Source organism: Clostridium magnum DSM 2767, assembly GCF_001623875.1.
GTDB lineage: Bacteria > Bacillota > Clostridia > Clostridiales > Clostridiaceae > Clostridium_AM > Clostridium_AM magnum.
On the sequence record NZ_LWAE01000001.1, the window covers coordinates 568605 to 591127 of the forward strand.

17 protein-coding genes and 1 other annotated feature are annotated in these 22523 nt (G+C 30.5%); of the genes, 11 read left to right on the top strand and 6 right to left on the bottom strand.

Going from position 1 to position 22523, the window contains the following annotated elements; translation table 11 throughout:
- The first annotated feature begins 145 nt into the window (after nt 1–145).
- From CLMAG_RS02705 to CLMAG_RS02720, 4 genes are all read left to right on the top strand, one after another.
- Nucleotides 146–1378 carry a M16 family metallopeptidase gene (locus tag CLMAG_RS02705; RefSeq protein WP_066617592.1) on the top strand — a complete coding sequence of 411 codons (1233 nt, stop codon included), beginning with the start codon at nt 146–148 and terminating at the stop codon, nt 1376–1378.
- A 50-nt stretch (nt 1379–1428) separates the two neighbouring features.
- The gene (gene recX, locus CLMAG_RS02710; protein ID WP_066617593.1) at nt 1429–2277 is read left to right on the top strand and encodes a recombination regulator RecX; all 849 of its coding nucleotides are present in this window, start codon (nt 1429–1431) and stop codon (nt 2275–2277) included.
- Between the two features lie 92 nt (nt 2278–2369).
- Entirely contained in the window at nt 2370–3545 is a 1176-nt protein-coding gene (locus CLMAG_RS02715) for a transglutaminase-like domain-containing protein (protein WP_139264245.1), read from the top strand.
- Nucleotides 3546–3628: 83 nt separating this feature from the next.
- Nucleotides 3629–4510, top strand: a complete 882-nt coding sequence (locus CLMAG_RS02720; protein ID WP_066617600.1) for a polysaccharide deacetylase family protein — start codon at nt 3629–3631, stop codon at nt 4508–4510.
- A 102-nt stretch (nt 4511–4612) separates the two neighbouring features.
- On the opposite strand, the gene CLMAG_RS02725 is transcribed toward CLMAG_RS02720, so the two are convergent.
- The 3 genes from CLMAG_RS02725 to CLMAG_RS02735 all read right to left on the bottom strand — a co-directional run bounded on the left by CLMAG_RS02725 (nt 4613) and on the right by CLMAG_RS02735 (nt 6713).
- On the bottom strand, nt 4613–4972 hold the full coding sequence (locus tag CLMAG_RS02725; protein ID WP_066617602.1) for a tetratricopeptide repeat protein: 360 nt from the start codon (nt 4970–4972) through the stop codon (nt 4613–4615).
- 209 nt (nt 4973–5181) lie between these two features.
- Entirely contained in the window at nt 5182–5985 is an 804-nt protein-coding gene (locus tag CLMAG_RS02730) for an ABC transporter permease (protein ID WP_066617605.1), read from the bottom strand.
- The gene (locus CLMAG_RS02735; protein ID WP_423231062.1) at nt 5985–6713 is read right to left on the bottom strand and encodes an ABC transporter ATP-binding protein; all 729 of its coding nucleotides are present in this window, start codon (nt 6711–6713) and stop codon (nt 5985–5987) included. The genes CLMAG_RS02730 and CLMAG_RS02735 overlap by 1 nt, the downstream gene beginning before the upstream one ends.
- Nucleotides 6714–7053: 340 nt before the next feature.
- Here CLMAG_RS02735 and CLMAG_RS02740 point away from each other — a divergent pair, with 340 nt between their 5' ends.
- Nucleotides 7054–11346 carry a 2-hydroxyacyl-CoA dehydratase gene (locus CLMAG_RS02740; RefSeq protein WP_066617608.1) on the top strand — a complete coding sequence of 1431 codons (4293 nt, stop codon included), beginning with the start codon at nt 7054–7056 and terminating at the stop codon, nt 11344–11346.
- Between the two features lie 30 nt (nt 11347–11376).
- Here CLMAG_RS02740 and CLMAG_RS02745 read toward each other — a convergent pair whose 3' ends face one another.
- The gene (locus CLMAG_RS02745; RefSeq protein ID WP_066617610.1) at nt 11377–12405 is read right to left on the bottom strand and encodes an ABC transporter substrate-binding protein; all 1029 of its coding nucleotides are present in this window, start codon (nt 12403–12405) and stop codon (nt 11377–11379) included.
- Nucleotides 12406–12621: 216 nt separating this feature from the next.
- On the opposite strand from CLMAG_RS02745, the gene CLMAG_RS02750 reads away from it, so the two are divergent.
- The 3 genes from CLMAG_RS02750 to CLMAG_RS02760 all read left to right on the top strand — a co-directional run bounded on the left by CLMAG_RS02750 (nt 12622) and on the right by CLMAG_RS02760 (nt 18810).
- Entirely contained in the window at nt 12622–14316 is a 1695-nt protein-coding gene (locus CLMAG_RS02750; RefSeq protein ID WP_066617612.1) for a methyl-accepting chemotaxis protein, read from the top strand.
- Between the two features lie 82 nt (nt 14317–14398).
- Nucleotides 14399–14615 (top strand) — a binding site (T-box leader).
- Nucleotides 14616–14718: 103 nt separating this feature from the next.
- Nucleotides 14719–17367: a valine--tRNA ligase gene (locus tag CLMAG_RS02755; RefSeq protein WP_066617615.1), complete on the top strand. Its 2649-nt coding sequence runs from the start codon at nt 14719–14721 to the stop codon at nt 17365–17367.
- 108 nt (nt 17368–17475) lie between these two features.
- Nucleotides 17476–18810, top strand: a complete 1335-nt coding sequence (locus tag CLMAG_RS02760; protein WP_066617617.1) for a bifunctional folylpolyglutamate synthase/dihydrofolate synthase — start codon at nt 17476–17478, stop codon at nt 18808–18810.
- Nucleotides 18811–18939: 129 nt separating this feature from the next.
- Here the strand turns inward: CLMAG_RS02760 and CLMAG_RS02765 are convergent, their stop codons facing one another.
- Nucleotides 18940–19188, bottom strand: a complete 249-nt coding sequence (locus tag CLMAG_RS02765) for a TIGR03905 family TSCPD domain-containing protein (RefSeq protein WP_066617619.1) — start codon at nt 19186–19188, stop codon at nt 18940–18942.
- 146 nt (nt 19189–19334) lie between these two features.
- Here CLMAG_RS02765 and CLMAG_RS02770 point away from each other — a divergent pair, with 146 nt between their 5' ends.
- A complete protein-coding gene (locus CLMAG_RS02770) occupies nt 19335–20222 on the top strand; it encodes a YncE family protein (protein ID WP_066620296.1) in 888 nt (295 codons plus the stop codon).
- Nucleotides 20223–20237: 15 nt separating this feature from the next.
- Here CLMAG_RS02770 and CLMAG_RS02775 read toward each other — a convergent pair whose 3' ends face one another.
- The gene (locus CLMAG_RS02775) at nt 20238–20765 is read right to left on the bottom strand and encodes a DUF4364 family protein (protein WP_066617620.1); all 528 of its coding nucleotides are present in this window, start codon (nt 20763–20765) and stop codon (nt 20238–20240) included.
- Between the two features lie 229 nt (nt 20766–20994).
- On the opposite strand from CLMAG_RS02775, the gene pdaB reads away from it, so the two are divergent.
- Nucleotides 20995–21747, top strand: coding sequence for a polysaccharide deacetylase family sporulation protein PdaB (gene pdaB / locus CLMAG_RS02780; protein WP_066617622.1), 753 nt, complete (start codon nt 20995–20997; stop codon nt 21745–21747).
- Nucleotides 21748–21949: 202 nt separating this feature from the next.
- A complete protein-coding gene (locus tag CLMAG_RS02785; RefSeq protein WP_066617631.1) occupies nt 21950–22459 on the top strand; it encodes a hypothetical protein in 510 nt (169 codons plus the stop codon).
- Nucleotides 22460–22523 lie beyond the last annotated feature (64 nt).

Sequence of the window (22523 nt, forward strand, 5' to 3'; positions counted from 1 at the left end):
ATATAAATTATAATATAATGTACTAATATTATTTTATAATTTATATTATTTTATAAGTTATATTAAAAATATTAATTGTAAGAAGATAACTATTTAGTAGTTATAGTACATTATCTAATGTACTATGAGGTAAAGGAGATATTGTATGTTTGATGGAAAACAAAAAGTTTTGCCTAATGGAATAAAGTTAATTACCATAAAAAAAGATACACAAATAGCAGCTATACATGCAGGTATAAAGATTGGGTCTATATATGAAAAACCAAATGAAAAGGGAATATCTCATTTCATAGAACATATGCTCTTCAAGGGAAGTAGGAACAGAACAAATGAAGAGCTTAACATGGAACTAGAAGCATTGGGAGGAGAATATAATGCTTATACAGATAATACAAGCACAGTATACAGCATAACTGCACTGAGTGATGAGTTAGAAAAGTCAGTAGAACTACTTTCGGATATGCTGATAAATGCGGCCTTTCCAAATGAGGAAATTGAAAAGGAAAGAGATGTAATACTTGCAGAGATAAGGACAAGTAAAGATGACGTTGAGGACTTCAGCTTCAAAAAAATAAATGAAATAGCATTTAATAAAAGTCCTTTAAAATATGAGACTATAGGGGACGAAAAGAATGTAAAAAAATTTAACAAAGAGAAGTTGATAAATTTTTATGAAAAGTATTATGTACCAAATAACTGTTATATATCCATAGTTTCACCCTTTGATCATGATGAAATATCGGACATGGTATGGAGATATTTTAAAGAGTGGATCTGGAAAGAATTTAAAAGGGAAGAGGTTATTGTTGAGAATAATATACCTTGTAAAAAGGTTTCTTATAAGAAAGATATAGAACAGAGTACGATAATTTATTTATTTACCTTTCATAACGTAAATAAAGAAGAAGAGCTAGCCCTTAGAATATTAAATCATAAATTTGGTGAGAGTGCCAACTCTATATTATTTAGAGAGTTAAGAGAGGAAAGAGGCTTAGCATATGACGTATACAGTGACTTGGACTTAACTAGCAATGTTAAAACTTTATATATATATACTGCAGTTGGTGAAGAAAGTATAGAAGAAACTATTAAAGTTATAGACGAGTGTATTGATAGAATAAAAAATGAGGAGATTATTTTTGATGATAGCACTATAAAACTTATGAAAAAGGTTTTAAAGACTGCAGTTGCATTTACATTAGAAGACTCTACTGATATCGGAAATTATGTACTCCATCAAATTATTGATGATGACGATATTTATAAGTTTGTAAGTGATATGAAGAAGTTGGAACAGGTAAAGAAAAAGGATATATATGATGTGGCTAAGTTGGTGTTAAGAGAACCTACTATACACATACTGAAAAAGCAGAAATAAAAGTTATCTGAATTATTAAGTTTGAAAGTCATATGGATGGAGATTCTAATATGAGTAAAAAGAAAAACATTATAACAAAAATTGAATTACAAAAGAGAAATAAAGACAGAGTAAATGTATATATAAATGAAGAATTTTCATTTGCTTGTAGTGCGGAGCTGATATATACATATAGTTTGTCAAAAGATAAAGAAATAGATATTGATTCTTTAAAAGAAGTAATTGACAAGGATAACTTTATAAAATGTAAAAGTTACGCCCTAAAAATTATAGAGAGAACTTATAAGACAGAAAGGCAAATTTTTGATAAATTAGTTCAAAAAGAATATGATGAAAAAATTATAAATAAAACTATAGATTTTTTAAAAGAGTATAAATTTATTGATGATGTAAAATATGCTGAAGCCTATATAAAAGACAAGTTAAAGTCTCAGGGGAAAAATAGAATAAAATATGCTCTTATAAATAAGGGAATTAATGAAATTTTAGTAAAGGAAAAATTAAGTTGTCTAGATTCGGATATCGAAGAGAATACAGCATTAAAATTAGCAGAGAAGAAGTATAGATTACTAATAAAAAATGAATCGGATAATAGAAAAATTTACAAGAAGCTAGGTGATTATTTAGTAAGAAATGGGTACAATTTAGATATTGTACAAAATATCTTGAATAATATAGTAAAACAAGAGATAAATGATCTAAATATGACTGAAACTCAACAGGAAAGACAAGATGAAGATGTAAGCAAGTTATATGAACTTGCAGAAAAAAGGTATAGTATTATAATGAAATCAGAAGATGACAGCAGAAAGATTTATAAAAAGTTAAGTGACTATCTTATCCGCAGAGGTTATTCTTGGGACAATATAAAATCTGTGCTAAATTCTATTATGAAGTGAAATAATGATATAAATAATAAAAATGTTTTGGGTTTAAGGCTCAAAACTATTTTTAATAATCTCTATTAAATGAGAGGTGAATAATGATGAATATGAAACTTAATCCTGTAACAGCTGCGATAGTAATATTATTCTTCTATCCAATATTAAAAGGTTTTTTATTTAAGTTTTCTTCCCATGATTTAAAATCTGATATAGATGATATAAATAGAAATGTAGCCTTTGTTATTGCACTATTTATAGGAATCTATTATGGTAAAAAGATTTTTATACAACATGATTATGGTATATATATAGATATTTATAGGCTAATACCACAAGATATAGTACAGTATATAGAAAATAATACTCTTATAATTTATGCTATAATAATACCTTTGTTAGTGCTGATATGCTACAAAATTATTAGACTTATGTTTGATCTTATAAACTATTTAACTTTTTATCCCATTTTAGATAGTATAGATAGATTTTTAAGTTCAAAAAGTAATTTTTTTAAAAGGATGATAGGATCACTTTTCCAAATTCCTAAAGCAGTATGCTACGTGCTCATAGTATCATTTATCTTAAATATGTTATCCATATTTAGTACAAACAATAAATTAAATAAATATTTAGAGACATCTGAGCCTTATAGTGTTATTTGTGAAAATATTATTATTCCAGTTACTAATTCGCAAATTGCTAAGAATTTACCCCATATAATAAACAACTCATTTAAGATTGTAATTAGGGAAAATGAACCTAAAGAAACGGCAACCGGTAAGGCTGTTACAAAGGGTAAAACTATAGTTTACTATAATGGAGTTACTCTTGATGAAGGAGTGAAATCTAACAATGATATAAATCAATTTGCTAAAGGTCTTGTTGAAAATGAAAGTAATACTAAAGCAAAGGCAAAAACATTATATAATTGGATAGGAAACAATATATCTTATGACAATGATAAGGCAAATAAGGTTTTAAACAATGATTTTAATGTACAATCCGGGGCAATTACTACCTTTAATTCAAAAAGAGGAATTTGTTTTGACTACTCCTGCTTATATGTCGCAATGTGTAGAGCAAATAATATAAAGGTTAGACTTATAACAGGAGAAGGATTTAATGGAGTAAGCTGGGTAAGCCATGCATGGAATCAAGTGTATTTACCTGAAGAAGACAAGTGGATTAATGTAGATACAACCTTTTACAAGGGAGGAAATTATTTTAATAGCAAAAGGTTTGAACTAGATCACAAAGATGCTCAAATTGCCGGCAAATGGTAGATAAACAAAATTTTAAAATAATATGTTTTTTTAGCAAAAAGTTGTATAATTTATGGTGATAACAATATGGGAGATGGTTGGTTATGGAAAAGTACAAAAACAGAATAAAGAAAAATAAACAGAGGAAAAGAAGAAATTTTATTATTATTGTAGGATCATTATTAATTCTATTTACCATTGGTTTTTATCTAGGTGGAAGAATATCCAATAAAAAAAGCGTTGTAGTAAGTGCAGCTAATAGTACCACAGTTAATACGGAAAAAGATGGACAGAAAAAAAGTACCGAAGATAGTATGAATAAAAGAGAGACTAATATAACGAATAATAATAATAATAATAATAAAGGCGAAGGGGGAATTTTTGACCCATATAAGCCTGATGGGAAAAAAGTAGCATATCTTACTTTTGATGATGGACCGTCAGTTAACAATACCCCTAAGATACTTGACATATTAAAACAAAATAACATAAAAGCAACATTTTTTGTTATTGGAGAAAATGCTGAAAAAAATAGTGATTTAGTAAGAAGAGAGGTTGCAGAAGGACATGTTATAGGAAACCATACTTATTCTCACAACATGAAATATATATATGCAGACACAAATAATTTTATAAGTGATTTGGACAAGAATGACAAGCTTCTTAAATCAATTATAGGTGAGGATTATAACTTAAAGCTTATAAGATTTCCAGGGGGGTCTTTTGGACAAAGATTAGCTCCATATAGAGATGCAGCTAAAAAGGCTGGCTATCACCATATAGACTGGAATGACTTAAATGGCGATGCGGAACATAATAATGTGCCAGTTAGTACACTTATGAGCAAACTAGAGAATTATACCACTGAAGATCATGTAGTAATTTTAATGCATGATGCACCTGCAAAGGTAACAACGGAACAAGCGCTTCCTCAAGCTATAGAATTTTTAAAGTCTAAAGGGTACACTTTTGAAACTTTAAAATAATATAGGACAAGCCCGAAGCTTAATCAAATTTGTTCAACTAAGAATCAGCTGAGATTTAAATGCTTGAAGGGCATCTAAATCTCAGCTGATTCGAGTTTCTCTTCATTTTGATTTTGATAAATAGTTCTTTATTATTATATTTATGGCTTTCTCACAATCAATATCATCATTATCTAAGCACCAAGCAGTATTGAAATATACTAAGGCTTTTCTGTTATCTTGTAACATAGTATAGCAATAGCCAAGGTTAAAGAAATATTTACTTTCTCTTTTTAGATTAATGGCTGATTTTAGAAGAGGGATAGCTTTTTTGTATTCTTTAAGTTTTATAAAACATACTGCGGAATTATATAATGAGGATGCTTCATTTTCTTTTAATTTAATAGCTTGTTGGTACATATCTATAGCTCTCTTATAATCCTTAGAATTATAGTATTCATTAGCTTTCTGAAAGTAGCTCATTTAACTCCTCCTTAAATATTTATCCAAAAATATTCCATCTAAAATGTTATCCATATTGTCATTTTTTATTCATGATATAACTATTCAAGCTAGTATTGTTGCTTTTGTATAAGGAATCCATCTATTTATATGGAGGAGTGAAATACCAAAGTGTAAAACTAAGTTGTGCCAGTGAATAAACATATAGATTTATCCGATTGTAGCTTCGCTTAATGTTGAGATTTAACTTTTACCCTTTTTTCTATAAATTCTACTATTTCATACATTAAATAAGCTAAAATTGACAGTATTATTATGCTTAGCATAACTGTATCTAGTTGAGAAATTTGGCCGCCGAATATTATTAAAAAGCCTAAACCTTCTCTGGCAACTAAAAATTCACCCATTATAACACCGACCCATGAAAGTCCTACATTTATTTTTAATGCTGAAACTAATGTAGGAATGGAAGCAGGAAGTATAAGGTAATATAAAATTTGTAATTTAGAGGCACCTAAAGTTTTAAGAAGCTTTATTTTATCTACATCTACTTCTTTAAATCCAGTCAATACGGTTAGTATGGTGACAACTATAGATATTAACAATGCCACTAAGATTATTGCAGTCATGCCATTACCAACCCAGAATATTATAATAGGAGCAAGGGCTACCTTAGGAAGTGCATTAAGAACAACTATATATGGATCTAAAACCTCTGAAATAAAGTCAGACCACCATAGAATAATAGCAATTAAGGTACCTAAAATAGTTCCTATTACAAAACCAAGTATAGTTTCAAAGCAGGTAATCCATATGTGTTTGAGCAAACTACCTTCAGCATAGAGTTGTATAAGACTTTTTATCATTCTAGAAGGGGTACTAGTTAGAAATGGATCTATCCATTTTAAATCTCCTGCTATTTCCCAAAGAGCAAATATAGATATTAATATAATAAATCTTGTTGCTATAACCTTTGTTTTTGTTCTTTTTACTTTTTTAATGTACAGTTCATGTTCTCTAAATCCTTCTGACATTAAGAGTTCAACTCCTTCCATATGTCGTTGAAGTAAGTTCTAAATTCAGGTTCTTCTCTAGATTTTAAAGGTGAATCATGGGACTGAGCGAATTCTATTTTGAATATTTTATTTACAGTTGCAGGTCTTGAAGACAGTACTAGTACCCTATTTGACATAGAGATTGCCTCAGAAATATCATGAGTAACCATTATAGCAGTTTTGCCTTCTTTTTTAATTATCTTAAAAATTTCATCACTAATATTAAGCCGTGTCTGGTAGTCTAGAGCAGAGAAGGGTTCATCTAAAAGTAGAACTTCAGGGTTTAATGCAAGAGTTCTTATTAGCGCTACCTTTTGCCTCATTCCTCCAGAGAGTTCCTCAGGATAATGAAATCTAAAATCCCATAGACCATAATCGTTGAGAAGACCATTGATCTTTTCCCTATAGTTATCTATAGATTTATGCTGAATTTTAAGGCCTAGTATTATATTATCCCAAACGGTGAGCCATTCAAAAAGTTGATCTCTTTGAAACATATAGCCCATCTTTTTAGAAACAGAAGTCAGCTTTTCACTATCTATATAGACATCTCCAGAAGAAGGGGTTAAAAGTCCTGCTATTATATTAAGAAGTGTTGATTTTCCACAACCAGAAGGTCCAACTATAGTTAAAAATTCACCTTCTTCTACCTCGAAATTTATGTCATCTAATGCTTTTGTCCAAGTTTTTAAGGAGTGATAGTTCATATAAATATGATTTATAGATACTTTGCTCAAAGAATCATCCCCTATCAAATTTTAATTGGCAATAGTATACTTCATTATATGAGCAAAGGCAGTTTATTGTTAAGATAATAGTAAATCAATTGCAAATAAATAATAAGCGCAGAACAGTAAAAATATGTTATAATATTACTGTAGAGGGCATATTACTCAACTAAGGAAATTTAAATATTTTAGATTTAAATTATATATTAACCGTATATTTAGAAGGTATGGTTATTTTTTTGACTATAAATTATATATTTATTAGTAAACATAGATTTTTTATTAAATTTAGATAATTTATAAAAAGGTGATAAGAATTATGAGAAAATTATTTCATATAGGACTTGATGTAGGTTCAACCACGGTAAAAATTATTATTTCTGACAATAAGGACAGCGTAGTATACAGTAGATATCAGAGACATTTTTCAGATATAAGAAGTACTATAGTTAGTATTATAAAGGAGTCATATATAGATTTTAAAGAAGCAAACATAACAATAATGGTTACTGGTTCTGGTGGTCTATCTGTATCAAAATGGTTAAGTATACCTTTTATACAAGAGGTAATAGCCTGTACTAATACTATAGAAAGATTTGTTCCAAATACAGATGTAGCTATAGAACTTGGTGGTGAAGATGCTAAAATAACCTTTTTTGATGATGGAATAGACCAAAGGATGAATGGTACTTGTGCTGGTGGTACAGGGGCATTTATAGACCAAATGGCATCACTTCTTAAGACGGATGCACAGGGATTAAATGAACTTGCAAAGGGTTACAATGTCATTTATCCTATAGCTGCTAGATGTGGCGTTTTTGCTAAGACTGATGTACAACCGCTATTAAATGAAGGAGCGGCTAAAGAAGATGTTGCAGCTTCTATATTCCAAGCGGTAGTAAATCAAACTATAAGTGGACTTGCGTGCGGTAAATCCATAAAAGGTAATGTAGCATTTTTAGGAGGGCCTCTATACTTTTTATCTGAGCTTAGAAAAAGGTTTGTAGAAACCTTAGAGTTAAGTGAAAAAAAAGTTATATTTCCTAAAAATTCGCAGCTGTTTGTAGCCATGGGAGCAGCACTTGCTTCTAAAAAGGAATCTATTATTTCTTTTGATTCTTTAGTTAAAAGATTACACAAGCTAGAAAGAGTATCGACAGCTGATGAGGTTCAATCTTTAAGACCACTTTTTAAAGACGATATAGAGCTGGAGAAATTCAGAGAAAGACATAGTCAATATGTGGTCAAAAAGAAAGAACTAAATGAATTTGAAGGAGCCTGTTACCTAGGGATAGATGCAGGGTCCACTACAACAAAAGCAGCAGTCACAGACGAGGATGGAAATTTGCTTTATTCTTTTTATGGCAGCAATGAAGGAAGCCCTCTTAAATCTGTAATAAAAATATTAAAAGATTTATATAGAAAGTTACCTTCAAAAGCAAGAATAGTAAATTCTGCTGTTACTGGATATGGTGAAGGACTTATAAAAGCTGCTCTTTTAGTAGATATAGGAGAAGTTGAAACAGTTGCTCATTATAAGGCAGCAGAATTCTTCCAGCCAGGAGTAGACTTTATTTTGGACATAGGTGGGCAGGATATGAAATGTCTAAAAATAAAGGATGGAGTAATTGATAGTATAATGCTGAATGAGGCATGTTCTTCTGGTTGTGGATCATTTATAGAAACCTTTGCTCATTCATTAAATATGGATGTAAAGAGTTTTGCAAAGGAGGCAATATATTCTGAAAAACCTGTAGATTTAGGGTCTAGGTGTACCGTATTTATGAATTCAAAAGTTAAGCAGGCACAGAAGGAAGGTTCTGCTGTAGGAGATATATCTGCAGGGCTTTCTTATTCAGTAATAAAAAATGCTATTTTTAAAGTTATAAAAATAAGAAATCCTAAGGATTTAGGAAATAAGATAATTGTACAAGGTGGAACTTTTTATAATGATGCTGTTTTAAGAGCATTTGAGATTTTATCTGAAAGAGAAGTTATAAGGCCGGATATAGCTGGCATAATGGGAGCCTTTGGTGCAAGTCTACTTGCTAAAGAAAGATATAAATTAGGATATCAAAGTACTTTATTAGGTATTGAGGACTTAGATAAGTTTACTAGTGAAATATATATGGGCCGTTGTAGCAAGTGTGCTAACAATTGTCTTCTAACAACAAATAGGTTTTCTGATGGAAGGGCTTTTGTTTCAGGAAATAGATGTGAAAAGGGTGCGGGGTTAGAACAGAAAAATAGTGATATACCTAATCTTTATGACTATAAGTACAAAAGAATATTTCAATATGTTCCGCTAAGAGAGGAAGAGGCAAAAAGAGGGCAGATAGGAATACCAAGGGTTCTTAATATTTATGAGAATTATCCATTTTGGTTCACTTTTTTTACTAATTTGGGGTTTAGAGTAGAGTTATCACCAAGATCCTCTAAAAAAGTGTATGAACTTGGAATTGAGACCATACCATCTGAATCAGCATGTTATCCTGCAAAGATAGCTCATGGTCATATAATGAGCCTTGTAAATAGAGGTGTAAAGGCAATATTTTATCCATGTATACCTTATGAGCAGAAGGAATTAGAGGAAGCAGAGAACCATTATAATTGTCCTATGGTTACTTCTTATCCAGAGGTTATTAAGAATAACATGGATGTATTAAGAGATGAAAACATTAAATTTATGAATCCTTTCCTACCTATAGATAATAAAAATAGGCTTATTAAAAGGCTCTGTGATGAACTCAAGGAATTTAATATACCTAAGGGTGACATTAGTGAAGCTGTTGAAAAGGCATATAAAGAGGATGAAAAAGTCAAACAGGATATAAGGGCAAAAGGTGAAGAGGTATTAAAGTATTTAAAGGAAACAGGTAAAAAGGGCATAGTACTTGCAGGAAGACCTTATCATATAGATCCGGAAATAAATCATGGCATACCTAATATAGTTACATCCTATGGTATGGCTGTGCTTACAGAGGATTCTGTAGTTCATCTTGGAGAGGTGGAAAGGCCTCTAAAAGTAGTGGATCAATGGGTATATCATTCAAGATTATACGCTGCCGCAAGTTTTGTAGCTACTCAAAATAACTTAGAGCTTATACAGTTGAATTCTTTTGGATGTGGTTTAGATGCAGTAACTACAGATCAAGTTCAAGAAATATTGAATTCTTATGAGAAAATATATACAGTCCTAAAGATAGATGAAGGAAGTAATTTAGGTGCTATAAAAATTAGGATCAGATCCTTGAGAGCTGCTTTGGAGGAAAGAGAAAGTACTGGATTTATTGCACATAAAAACATTTTGCATGATGAGAAAGTTATTTTTACAAAGAGTATGAAAAAGAAGCATACTATTTTATGTCCTCAAATGTCTCCAATTCATTTTCAATTTCTACAAGAGGCATTTAGATCTACAGGATATAATTTAGAAGTGCTTCCATCAGTAGACAAAACAGCAGTAGATGAAGGCTTAAAGTATGTAAATAATGATGCCTGCTATCCATCTATAATTGTTGTAGGCCAATTGATTGAAGCGTTAAAATCTGGTAAATACGATTTGAATAATACCTCTGTAATGATATCTCAAACTGGAGGAGGCTGCAGAGCTACAAATTATATAGGATTTTTAAGAAAAGCGCTAAAAGAAGCTGGTATGTCTAATGTACCGGTAATATCATTAAATGCAGCAGGTATGGAGAAAAATCCAGGATTTAAAATTACTCTTAGTCTTTTAAATAGGGCAATAATAGCTTTATTATATGGGGATTTATTTATAAGAGTATTGTATAAAGTAAGGCCATATGAAAAGATTCCTGGATCTGCCAATATCCTATATGAGAAATGGATTGAAAAATGTAAAAAGAATGTGGAAAGCGGAAACCATAATGAGTTTAAGAAGAATATATATTCTATAGTAGAGGATTTTGATACTCTAGAAATAAATAATGTTAGCAAGCCTAAGGTTGGTATAGTGGGAGAAATTCTTGTGAAATTTCACCCTACGGCAAATAATAATATTGTAGATATAATAGAAAATGAAGGTGCCGAAGCTGTAGTTCCAGATTTAGTAGACTTTTTCTTATACTGTGCTTATGATGCTAAATTTAAGTATGAATATTTATCGGGAAATAAAAAGAATAAAGTTTCAAGGAATATATTTATAAAAATTATAGAGTACTACAGAAGGCATATGAAAATAGCACTATCCAATAGTAGTAGATTCTCTCCACCTTTAAATATTGAAAAGTTAGCTCAAGGAGCATCACCAATAGTATCATTAGGAAATCAAACTGGAGAAGGTTGGTTTCTAACGGGAGAAATGGTAGAGCTTATAGAGAGTGGAGTGAAGAATATAATATGTATGCAGCCTTTTGCATGTTTGCCTAACCACGTTACAGGTAAAGGTATGATAAAAGAACTAAAAAGAAGATATCCAGGAAGCAATATAGCAGCTATAGACTATGACCCTGGAGCTAGTGAAGTTAATCAATTAAATAGAATAAAACTTATGCTGTCGGTTGCGTTTAAGGCTATGGAAAATGAAGCTTTAAGACTTGAAAGAGAAGCAAAGGCGGAACTTGCGGCAGAAGATGGATCAAATAAATAATAGAGAATGGGGAAGCCCATTCTCTATTATTTACTTAATATCCTTTATTGCTTTTTCACCAAAGGTATTATTTACGATCTTATCGAAGGCTGGTCTTTGAGGGATTAGTTCAGTTTTATAAGATTGGATTATATCCATAAGTCTACTTAGATTTTCAGATTTTAATATAGGAGTTGGTGCAAAAGCGTCTATGCTCCTATAATTTTTTGTAACAGATACTAGAATACTTTCATCAATACCTGGGAAGAAAGATTTTATAGATTTTGCAACCTCTTCATCACTGTGCTTTTGAACCCATAGCTGTCCTTTATAAATAGCTCTTGTGAATTTCTCTATGATCTGTGGATTTTTATCCATATAGGATTTAGTTGAGAAGAAGCAGGTGTAAGGAATAACTCCAGCCTCTTCTCCTACAGAAGCTACCACGTAACCAGAATTATCTTTTTTTAACATACTTGCATTAGGCTCAAATAGAGCTGCATACTCTCCAGTACCGCCTTTAAATGCACCAGTAGTAGCAGCAAAGGCAATATTAGTTATAACATTTAAGTCTTTTCCAGGTTGAAGCCCATGATTTTTAAGTACATATTCAAGAGCCATTTCAGGTACTCCACCAGGTCTTCCACCAATTAGGGTTTTACCTTTTAAGGATTCCCATTTAAAGTTTTTTTCATCTTTTCTTGAAACAAGGAAAGAGCCATCTTTTTGGGTAAGTTGTGCAAAAAGAACAGGATAATCTTCTTTTTTCTGATTATAGATATAGATTACTTGTTCAGGGCCACAAAAACCAATATCTACGCTGCCGCTTAATACTTGTTGCATGGTTTTATCTGCACCCTGTCCAGTGGTTAAATCTATGTTTATGCCTTCTTCTTTAAAGAATCCCTCGCTTATTGCAACATACATTGGAGCATAAAAAACAGAACGGGTAACTTCATTTAGTTTAACAGTTGTTAAATTTTCATTAGTAGTTTTAGTACCACCACATCCAGCAAACAGGGCAATAATAAATATGAAACATGAAACAAGAGAATAAATAGTTAGCTTACTTTTTTTCATATATATCCTCCAATAATATTTGTATACTAATTCATAATATGATAAAGGTAGGATTTATGTTAAATTTTTTATTAATGTAACTTCAAGGCATTTTTGTAGTATTTCGTTACCTTATGAGTTTCTGTAAAGAAAAGTATAACAATTTGTTACATAACTGTAACATTCCAATGTTAAAGTTATAGCATAAAAAGGTAATGCAGGGGGGATACGGATTATATGTTAAGTAAATTAAAAAACTTTAGACTTAAAACTTTGATTATGTCTCTAACAATATCAGCAATTATAGCTACACTAGTTATAGGATTTATAGGTTATTTCAATATGATGGCTTTAGATAAATGTATAAATGAAATGTATTCAGAACGTTTAATTCCAGTAGCTGATGTTGGAAACATAAGAAGTAATTTTTATCAAATTAAAATTGAAGGTATTTTCACTAGCCTTACTCATTCAAATGATGGAGATGCAAAAACAAAAACTTATAAAGAGAATATTGATAAATATTTGAAGGATTATGAAAAATCTACAATGGATGAACGTGAGGCAAAATATATAAATGACTTTAAGCTAACATATAATTCATTTCTAGAATTAGTAGATAAGCTTAATAATAGCAGTTCTGCAGAAAATATCAAACAAATTGAACAATTGGAAACTGAAATAGAAAGTATTTTAAGTGATCTACAAAGTTATGATGAAGAACTTGCAGCCACTCAAAAGAAAAATGCTTATGATGCTTATAGAGCTAATGTAAAACTAATGGGGATTATATACATATTGGCGGTAGGAATATTTACTATAATTTCATATATAATAATTTTGGTTGTAGATAAATCATCAAAAGAAATGATAACAAAATTAGAACGTGTTGCAGATGGAGATTTTACAATAAGCTTAGATAACAACAGCAAGAATGAATTTGGGCTAATGACTAGAGCACTTGATAAGACTAGATCCAATATATCTAATATGATTAAAAGTATAAAGAGTACTGCAGATAATATAAATGTACAAGCAGAAACATTATCTTCAGTATCAGAGGAAATGACATCATCATCACAAAATGTTTCAGCAGCTATTTACGAGGTTTCAAAATCAAATGAAGCTCAATCATTAGATTTATATAGTATCAGTTCAGAATTAAATAAATTTGGTGAAGAAATTGAACGTATAGTAAGTGATATAAAAGAGATTGATGATAATTCAAGAGATATAGATGCTATGGCTAAGGAAAGTGATGTAAAGCTAGGGAGTTTAGTTAGATCTGTAAATAACCTAAGTATTTCATTTGATAATTTTACAGAAAAAATGAATGCATTAGGTATTAAGCTTGGAAAAATAAATGATATTACAAACTATATAAATAATATCTCAAGACAGACTAATCTTTTACCTTTAAATGCAGCAATTGAGGCAGCAAGAGCTGGTGACCAAGGTAGGGGCTTTGCTGTTGTTGCAGAGGAAATAAGAAAGCTAGCAGAAGAGAGTAAGGAGTCGTCAGAGAATATAAGCAAGATAACTATAGATATAGTAAATGATACTACTGAAATAGTAGATTCAACTAATATGATGAATAATGAGCTAGTTGAACAATCAGAAGTAATTCACATGGCATTAGGTTCATTCAAGAAAATTATTTCAGCTATAGAAATAGTAATTCCCAAAATTGATGAGGTAAATTTATCAGCTTTAGGTTTACATGAAGAAAAGAATAATATCATAGAAAAAGTGAGCTCTACTTCTGCAGTAGCGGAAGAAATTACTTCTTCTTCACAGGAGATAGCAGCATCATCAGAAGAACTAAATAACTCCACTGATGAAGTATCTAAATCTGCATTAGCTTTAAATAGTGTTACAATAAAAATGATAGAAGAGGTAAATAAATTTAGGCTACAGGAAGTTTCAGTTTAGATAACTATGTATTTACTATTTATAAGGGTATTGACAGTTTATGAATTAACGTTATAATAATACTTAAAAGTCAAATATATTAAAAATGACTGTGAAAAAGAGGAGTAGAAGTAAGAATAGTATTAAGAGAGGAAAGTTTATTAGCTGAGAGACTTTCTATACGAATCACTTTGAAGGTAGCTTTGGAGTTTCTTTACTGAATTTATAGTAGGTAAAGACGGTTTTCTTAACCGTTAATTGTATTAAGAGCCTGTAACTTTACAGGAAAAAAGGTGGTAACGCGGGTCTTCGTCCTTTTATGGGATTGAAGGCTCTTTTTATTTTTATTATGAATGCTAAATATGCTAATGAATATATAGTGGCAAGATACAAAAACATTTAATAACTTAAGGAGGAAGAATGATGTCAGAAAAAAGAGAAATGGCTACAACTTACAATCCAAAAGAATTTGAAAAAAAACTTTATAAAAATTGGGAGGAGAAAGGATATTTTACTCCAGAAGTAGATGAGAATAAAAAGCCTTATACAATAGTATTACCTCCACCAAATATTACAGGAAAGCTTCATTTAGGTCACGCACTAGATGATACTATCCAGGATATAATCATAAGAACAAAAAGAATGCAGGGTTACAGCACTTTATGGCTTCCAGGACAGGACCATGCAAGTATAGCTACAGAGGTTAAGGTTGAAAATGAACTTTTAAAGCAAGGTCTTAAGAAAAAAGAAATGGGAAGAGAAGCATTCCTAGAGAAGGTTTGGGAATGGGCTGATGAGTATAGAGTAAGAATAATGGATCAGGTAAAACAATTAGGATGTTCTGTAGATTCTACAAGAGAATGTTTTACTATGGAAGAAAAGGCAAACAAAGCTGTTAGAGAATTCTTCGTTAGACTATATAATGATGGATTAATTTATCAAGGAAATAGAATAATAAACTGGTGTCCAAAATGTCAAACTGCTATATCTGATGCAGAAATTGAATACAGTGAGCACGAAGGTCATTTCTGGCACATTAAATATCCAGTGGTAGGAAGTGACGAGTATTTAGAAATAGCTACTACAAGACCAGAAACAATGCTTGGAGATACTGCTGTTGCAGTTAACCCTAAGGATGAGAGATATGCTCATTTAGTAGGAAAAACTTTAATGCTTCCACTGGTTAACAGAGAAATTCCAATAGTGGCAGATGATTATGTTGATTTAGAATTTGGTACAGGTGCAGTTAAAATAACACCAGCTCATGACCCAAATGATTACCAAGTAGGTAAGAGACATAACTTGCCAGAACTTATAATAATGCACGAAAATGGAAATATTAATTTACCAGGAAGCAAATATGATGGGTTAGATAGATATGAAGCTAGAAAGCTTATAGTTGAAGATCTAAAAAATGAAGGCTTCTTAGTGAATGTAAAAGATCATTCTCACAATGTAGGAACTCATGATAGATGCAGCACTGTTATAGAGCCTATGGTTTCAAAGCAGTGGTTTGTAAAAATGGAGTCTTTGGCAAAACCAGCTCTAGAGGTTGTAAAAACTAAAAAGATTAAATTTGTACCTGAAAGATTTGAAAAAACTTATTTCAACTGGATGGAAAATATTCAAGATTGGTGTATTTCAAGGCAGTTATGGTGGGGCCACAGAATTCCTGTTTGGTATTGTCAAGACTGTGGAGAAGTTATTGTAGCTTCAGATGAGCCAACAAAATGTACAAAATGTAATTCAGAAAAACTTCAGCAGGATAAGGATGTACTTGATACATGGTTTAGTTCTGGATTATGGCCTTTCTCAACTCTTGGATGGCCAGAAAAGACACCAGACTTTAAATATTTTTATCCAAATAGCACGTTAGTTACTGGATACGATATAATATTCTTCTGGGTAGCGAGAATGATATTCTCAGGACTTTATTGTGCAGATGATATTCCATTTGAGAATATACTAATTCATGGTATAGTAAGAGATGCTAACGGAAAGAAGATGTCTAAGTCCTTAGGAAATGGTGTAGATCCACTTGAAGTAATAGAACAATATGGTGCTGATGCTTTAAGATTCACACTTATAACAGGAAATGCTCCAGGAAATGATATAAGATACTATCCAGAAAGAGTTGAAGCAGCTAGAAATTTTGCAAATAAGATATGGAATGCTTCAAGATTTGTTCTTATGAATATAGACGAAGAGATAATGAACAAATATAAAGACTGTAAGAAATATACTGCTGCAGACAAATGGATATTATCTAGAATGAATACTTTAGTAAAAGAAGTAACAGATAATATAGAAAAATTTGAATTAGGAATAGCATCACAGAAAGTTTATGACTTTATATGGGGTGAATTCTGTGACTGGTATATAGAACTTTTAAAACCAGTAATGTATGGTGAAGATGAAGAGGCTAAAGGTGTTGCATTTAACGTATTAAACAAAGTGTTAACTACAAGTTTACAGTTATTACATCCAATTATGCCATTTATAACAGAAGAGATATACACTCATCTTTACACTGGTTACGAATCAATAGTTATATCAAAATGGCCTGAATATGATGAAGCACTTAGGGATGAAAAAGCTGAAAAGGATATGGAATATATAATAGAAGCTATAAAATCCTTAAGAAATGTAAGAACTGAAATGAACGTACCACCATCAAGAAAAGCTAAGGTAATGGCTTATGTAACTGAAGAAGCTGCATTAGAAGCGTTTAAGAGCGGAGAAACTTATTTCCAAAAGCTTGCTTCTGCTAGTGATGTAGAATTCTTAAATACTAAGGATGAAGCTCCAGAAAATGTAGTTTCAGTAGTTACAAGAGGCGCAGAAATGTTTATGCCTTTACTTGATTTAGTAGATCTTGAAAAAGAGCTTGAAAGACTAAATAAAGAAAAAGAAAAACTAGAAAAAGAAATAGACAGAGTAGAGAAGAAACTTGCTAACGAAAAATTTGTAGCAAAGGCACCGCAAGCAGTAGTTGATGAAGAAAAAGCTAAAGGTGACAAGTATAAGGAAATGCTAAAAGCTGTTATTGAAAGACTAGAAAGCTTAAAATAATAATATAAAGGAAGAACCTTCAGGAAGGTAAAACTGAAGGTTCTTCCTATTTGATTAAATAGTAAAATTTTGATAAAATAAAGGAAAAAACGTGGGGATGTGACATTTATGAACTATGAAGAAACGATGAGCTATATAACCAATACAGCTAAGTTTGGAATTAATTTAGGATTAAGCAGAACAGAAAAAATATTAGAGCTCTTGGGAAATCCACATAAAAAAATTAAATCCGTACATGTAGCAGGTACAAATGGAAAAGGCTCAACTACAGCAATGATTACAAAAATATTAGTGGATGCTGGATTTAAAGTGGGTATGTATACTTCGCCTTACCTCGAAGTATTTGAAGAAAGAATTCAGATAAATGGAGAAAATATTTCTAAGGATGATTTAAGCCAAGTAGTTACAGAAGTATCTAAGGCAGTAGATAAAGTTATAGAGCTAGGATACGATGAACCAACGGAATTTGAAATAATTACATGTGCAATGTTTTATCATTTTGCTAAAGAGAAAGTTGATTTTGCAGTTGTAGAAGTAGGATTAGGGGGAACATTGGATTCTACAAATGTGATGCAGGCATTTTCAACAGAAGAAGCTGGCGGAGTGATGGCTAGTGTAATTGTTTCAATAAGTCTTGATCATACACAAATTCTGGGAAATACTCTAGAAAAAATTGCTTGTGAAAAAGCTGGAGTAATAAAGAATGGTGTTCCTGTAATAATGTATCCGCAAGAAGAAGAGGCGGAGAAGGTTATAGAAAGGGTATGTAAAGAAAGAGGTTGCCAATTAATAAAAGTTTCTCACAGTTCAGGAGAGTACATAGAAGATAATAAGATAGATAAAAACAGCTTAACATATACCCAAAGAGTTAGAATTAAAACAACTGAGAATATTTACGATGTTCAGTTAGCGCTATTAGGAAAACATCAGGTTTTAAACTGTGCTACGGCAATTCTTATTATAGAAGAACTTATAAAACAGGGAGTAAAGATAAAAAAGGAAAATATAATTAATGCATTAAAAGAAGTTAAGTGGATTGGAAGACTGGAAGTAATCAAAAATAAGCCTTTAGTAGTGATAGATGGGGCACACAACATTGATGGTATAACAAAGTTAAAGGAAAATGTAGAACAGTATTTCAATTATAATAAGATGGTTCTAATCCTTGGAATACTTGCTGATAAGGAAGTAGAAGAGATGGTAGCAACTATTGTTCCTTTGACAGAGAGGGTTATTGCAGTTACTCCTAACAGCTATAGAGCAGAAAGTGCTGAGGAGTTAAAAAATGTTATACAAAAATATAATGAAAAATGTGATGCTGTGGACAGCTATGAAGAGGCATATGAACTAGCTCGTTCCTACTGTCAAGAAGATGACATACTGCTTATTTCTGGCTCTCTATATATGATTGGAGATATGAGAAAAATTATAAGAAGTATGTAGATGGGTAACTACATACTTCAAATTAATAATATTAAACAAGTGAGGATATCTTTTGAAAAAGGTATCCTTATTTGTTTGATATAAATAAGTCAACTTTCGTCCGTGTTTATTTATATCAAATTAAGATAACTATTTTCCTATTACTAATTCTTGAAGTGCTGTTGCAAACTGGTCAGGGCAAGATGTAGCTTTTCCACCACAGGGAATGCCTTTTAATTTTTTCACAGCTTCATTTACATCCATACCTTCTAAGAGACTAGACAACCCTTGAAGATTTCCATTACAACCGCCTTCAAAGCTTACGTTAATTACTTTATTATCTGCTATATCGAAATTTATTGACCTAGAACAAACACCACTAGTTTTATATGTATACATGAGAATACCTCCCCCCCTATATAAGTTTTCAGTTGACACAAATATTATATACAATATGTCCATATTACTCAATACGAAAAAACTATATAATTCTTATTACCCATTTTAGCTAACTTTCATATTATATTTGTAAGGAGGTGATAATGTTGAACTATTTGTATGTGTGTAATACTTCTTCTGATTGTATATCAAAGGTTAACTTAAATAACTTTACTGAAGACAAGAAAATTTTTTTAAGCTCAAATAGTATGAATGGAAGAGTTGGACCACATGGTGTGTGTGAGAATAATGACAGGCTTATAATAGCTAATAATTATAGTGATAGCATATCTATATTAAATATATCGAAGGAAGTAGAGGAGAATAATTACTATATAGGAATACATTGCAACGATGTGGTGGTTTTTGAGAACAATGCTTATATAATATGTGGTGACATTAATAGCTTAGTAGTTTTTGATCTTATAAGTAAGAAAATTACTGAAGAAATTCCATGCGGAAGCTTACCACATAGTATATGTTTGAATAGAGAAAAAAAACTTTTATTAGTGTCCAATATGGAAGACGATAGCATAACATTAATCGACTGTGCTAATCATGAGAATATCAAAAGAATACGAGTAGGAGCATATCCTACAAAGGCATTATTTACAGTAGATGGACAATATTTTTTGGTATGTGAGAGTAATATAGGATCCGATTGTAAAGGAAGCATAGCGATAATGTCTTTAAAGAATCACAAGGTTATTAATAGAATAACTGTTGGAAATTCACCAATAGATATGTATTGTGATGAAAATTTTGGATTTATATCTAACTTTGGTGATGGAACTATAAGCATAATTGACATAAACCGTTATAGAGAGAATAAAAAAATAATTGTTGGAGGTATGCCTAGAGGAATAATAAAATGTGGTGGAAATATTTATGTAGGGGACAACTATAATAATTTATTAATAAAAGTAAATATACAGGATGAAAATAAGAAATATATACCTATAGGAGGAGAACCTACAGGTATGATCTTAGTTTGAATCAACAGAAGTAGATCACTCCTGTATTAATAATTGAATAATACTGTTGTAAAGATCAGAGGAATTGCTTTTCCACTTTTCACATAAACTTCTTGCTTGCTTATTAGAACCTACATTAATTTTGATATCTATAAGAATAGAATCATTTTCTATAGCTTTTAAGTTTACAATAAAATTATCTTTATTTTCAATAGTATAATCAGCAGTTACAGTAACTTCCTTTTTTATACTCTCCATTTGATTGTCTAAATAGTTATCTACTATATCGGTTTTAGTATTAGAAATTCTGTTTCCAAATAAAGATAGAACCTTGATACCTCTATCTGTTATTGTGAATCTATGATTACCTGATTCATCTGTATACTTTATAAAATTAGAGGTAACTAGTTCAGTTAAATATTGCTGAAGAGTAAAATAGTTTATAAGATTATTTTCTAAAATAATCTGTGTTAGATGGTTGTTGGAAACAGGAAATTTAATTTTGTTAAATATATATAGAATTAATAATTTATTTTCTGCTAATTCTAAAGTATTATCAAACATTATTTATCCTCCCCATATGAATAAGTTACTAATTTATATTATAACATAAAATATATGAAAATAAATAAAGCACTGAATATGCTGGGTGCTTTATTTTTTTCACATGTTTTTCCATGGATTGAGGGATATGAAAATAAAATAAAATCCGTAAAAAATATTTAATTTGTGTAATATTTGTAAAAAATACTATATAAGTTTATAATGGTAACTATATTTTGGAGGGGGAACTTTGAATCTGAGAATATCAAAAAAGATTATAATTATTTTTAGTTTGCTTTTTATTGGAGCGGCATCTTCTGTCTTTATGAATTATAGGAATACAACTACATTTATTAAAATTGATAGAAGCTTGCCAATTTATTGCATTGATACAAAAGAAAAGAAAATCGCTTTAAGCTTTGATGTAAGCTGGGGAAAAGATAATACTGAAAAGATTTTAGAAACCTTAGATAAATATAATGTAAAAGCCACATTTTTTGTTGTTGGTGGATGGATAGATCAATATCCCGATAAATTAAAAGAAATATACAAAAGAGGTCATGAAATAGGGAATCATTCTAACATGCATCCAGATATGACCAAGCTATCAAGAGAAAAAATTATTCAAGATATAGATATTGCTGATGCTAAAATAATGCAGGTAACAGGTGAACCTACAAAGCTTTTCAGATGCCCTTCAGGTTCATATAATGATACAGTAATAGAAATAGTAAAGGAAACAGGACATTATTGTGTGCAATGGGATGTAGATAGCGTAGATTGGAGAGAAGAAGGTTCTGATTTAGAATATAATAGGGTTATTAAGAATACGAAATCAGGATCTATTTTGCTATTCCATAATAATGCCAAATATACACCAGATAATCTACCTAGAATTATAGAAAAGCTTCAAAGTGAAGGATATAAATTTGTAAAAGTAGGAGATTTAATTTACAAAGACAACTATAAAATAGATTATTCTGGTAAGCAAATTGCTAATTGAATTAATATTTTAAATATTTGAGCTAATTATAGTCTTTGACATATAACAATTATTGAAAGATAGATCAAATCTGTATTATAATGGAAAAGAGGAGTGGCTTTAAGGAGGAGATTCATTTTAGGATAGCCAATGATGTGGTATAAAAAACTATAGCCTGCTAAAAATAATTTTAAATCAATTATTTTTATCAGGAGGTAAAGAAATGAAGAAAATAGCTATTATTGGTGATAGTAAAACATTTCATTCTTATTTACTGAAGATTTTTAAGTTAACAGGTGTTGAAGCTGAGTTTTTCACAAAATATGCTGTGAAAAATGAAAAACAGTATGATTATGTAATATTTGAATCCACGAGCAATATTAAAGATATATTGATAAATGGTAGTTACTGTTTAATTAATATGGATTTAATAAATTTTAAAAATAATAATAATATAAATATTTACGGGAATTTAATAACTTATGGATTAGGAGGTAAAAATACAGTTACAGTTTCAAGCATGGAGGATAATAACAGTTTTGTTTACTGTTTACAAAGAGATGTTAATCATAATGCACTAGGAATAATTGAACCAGAAGAAATACCTGTAAATATGACTTTTGGTAATGATCAAGAATTATATGCAGCAATGGTAGGAATTACAATAAGCCTAATTGAAGGAAAAGATATAAGTTTTTTAAGTAAAGGAAAAAAGCTTACGGTATTAAGTTAAATATAAGGATTTAAATTTTAATAAGTATATTTTTCGGATTTTTTGAATAATTATATGTTGATAG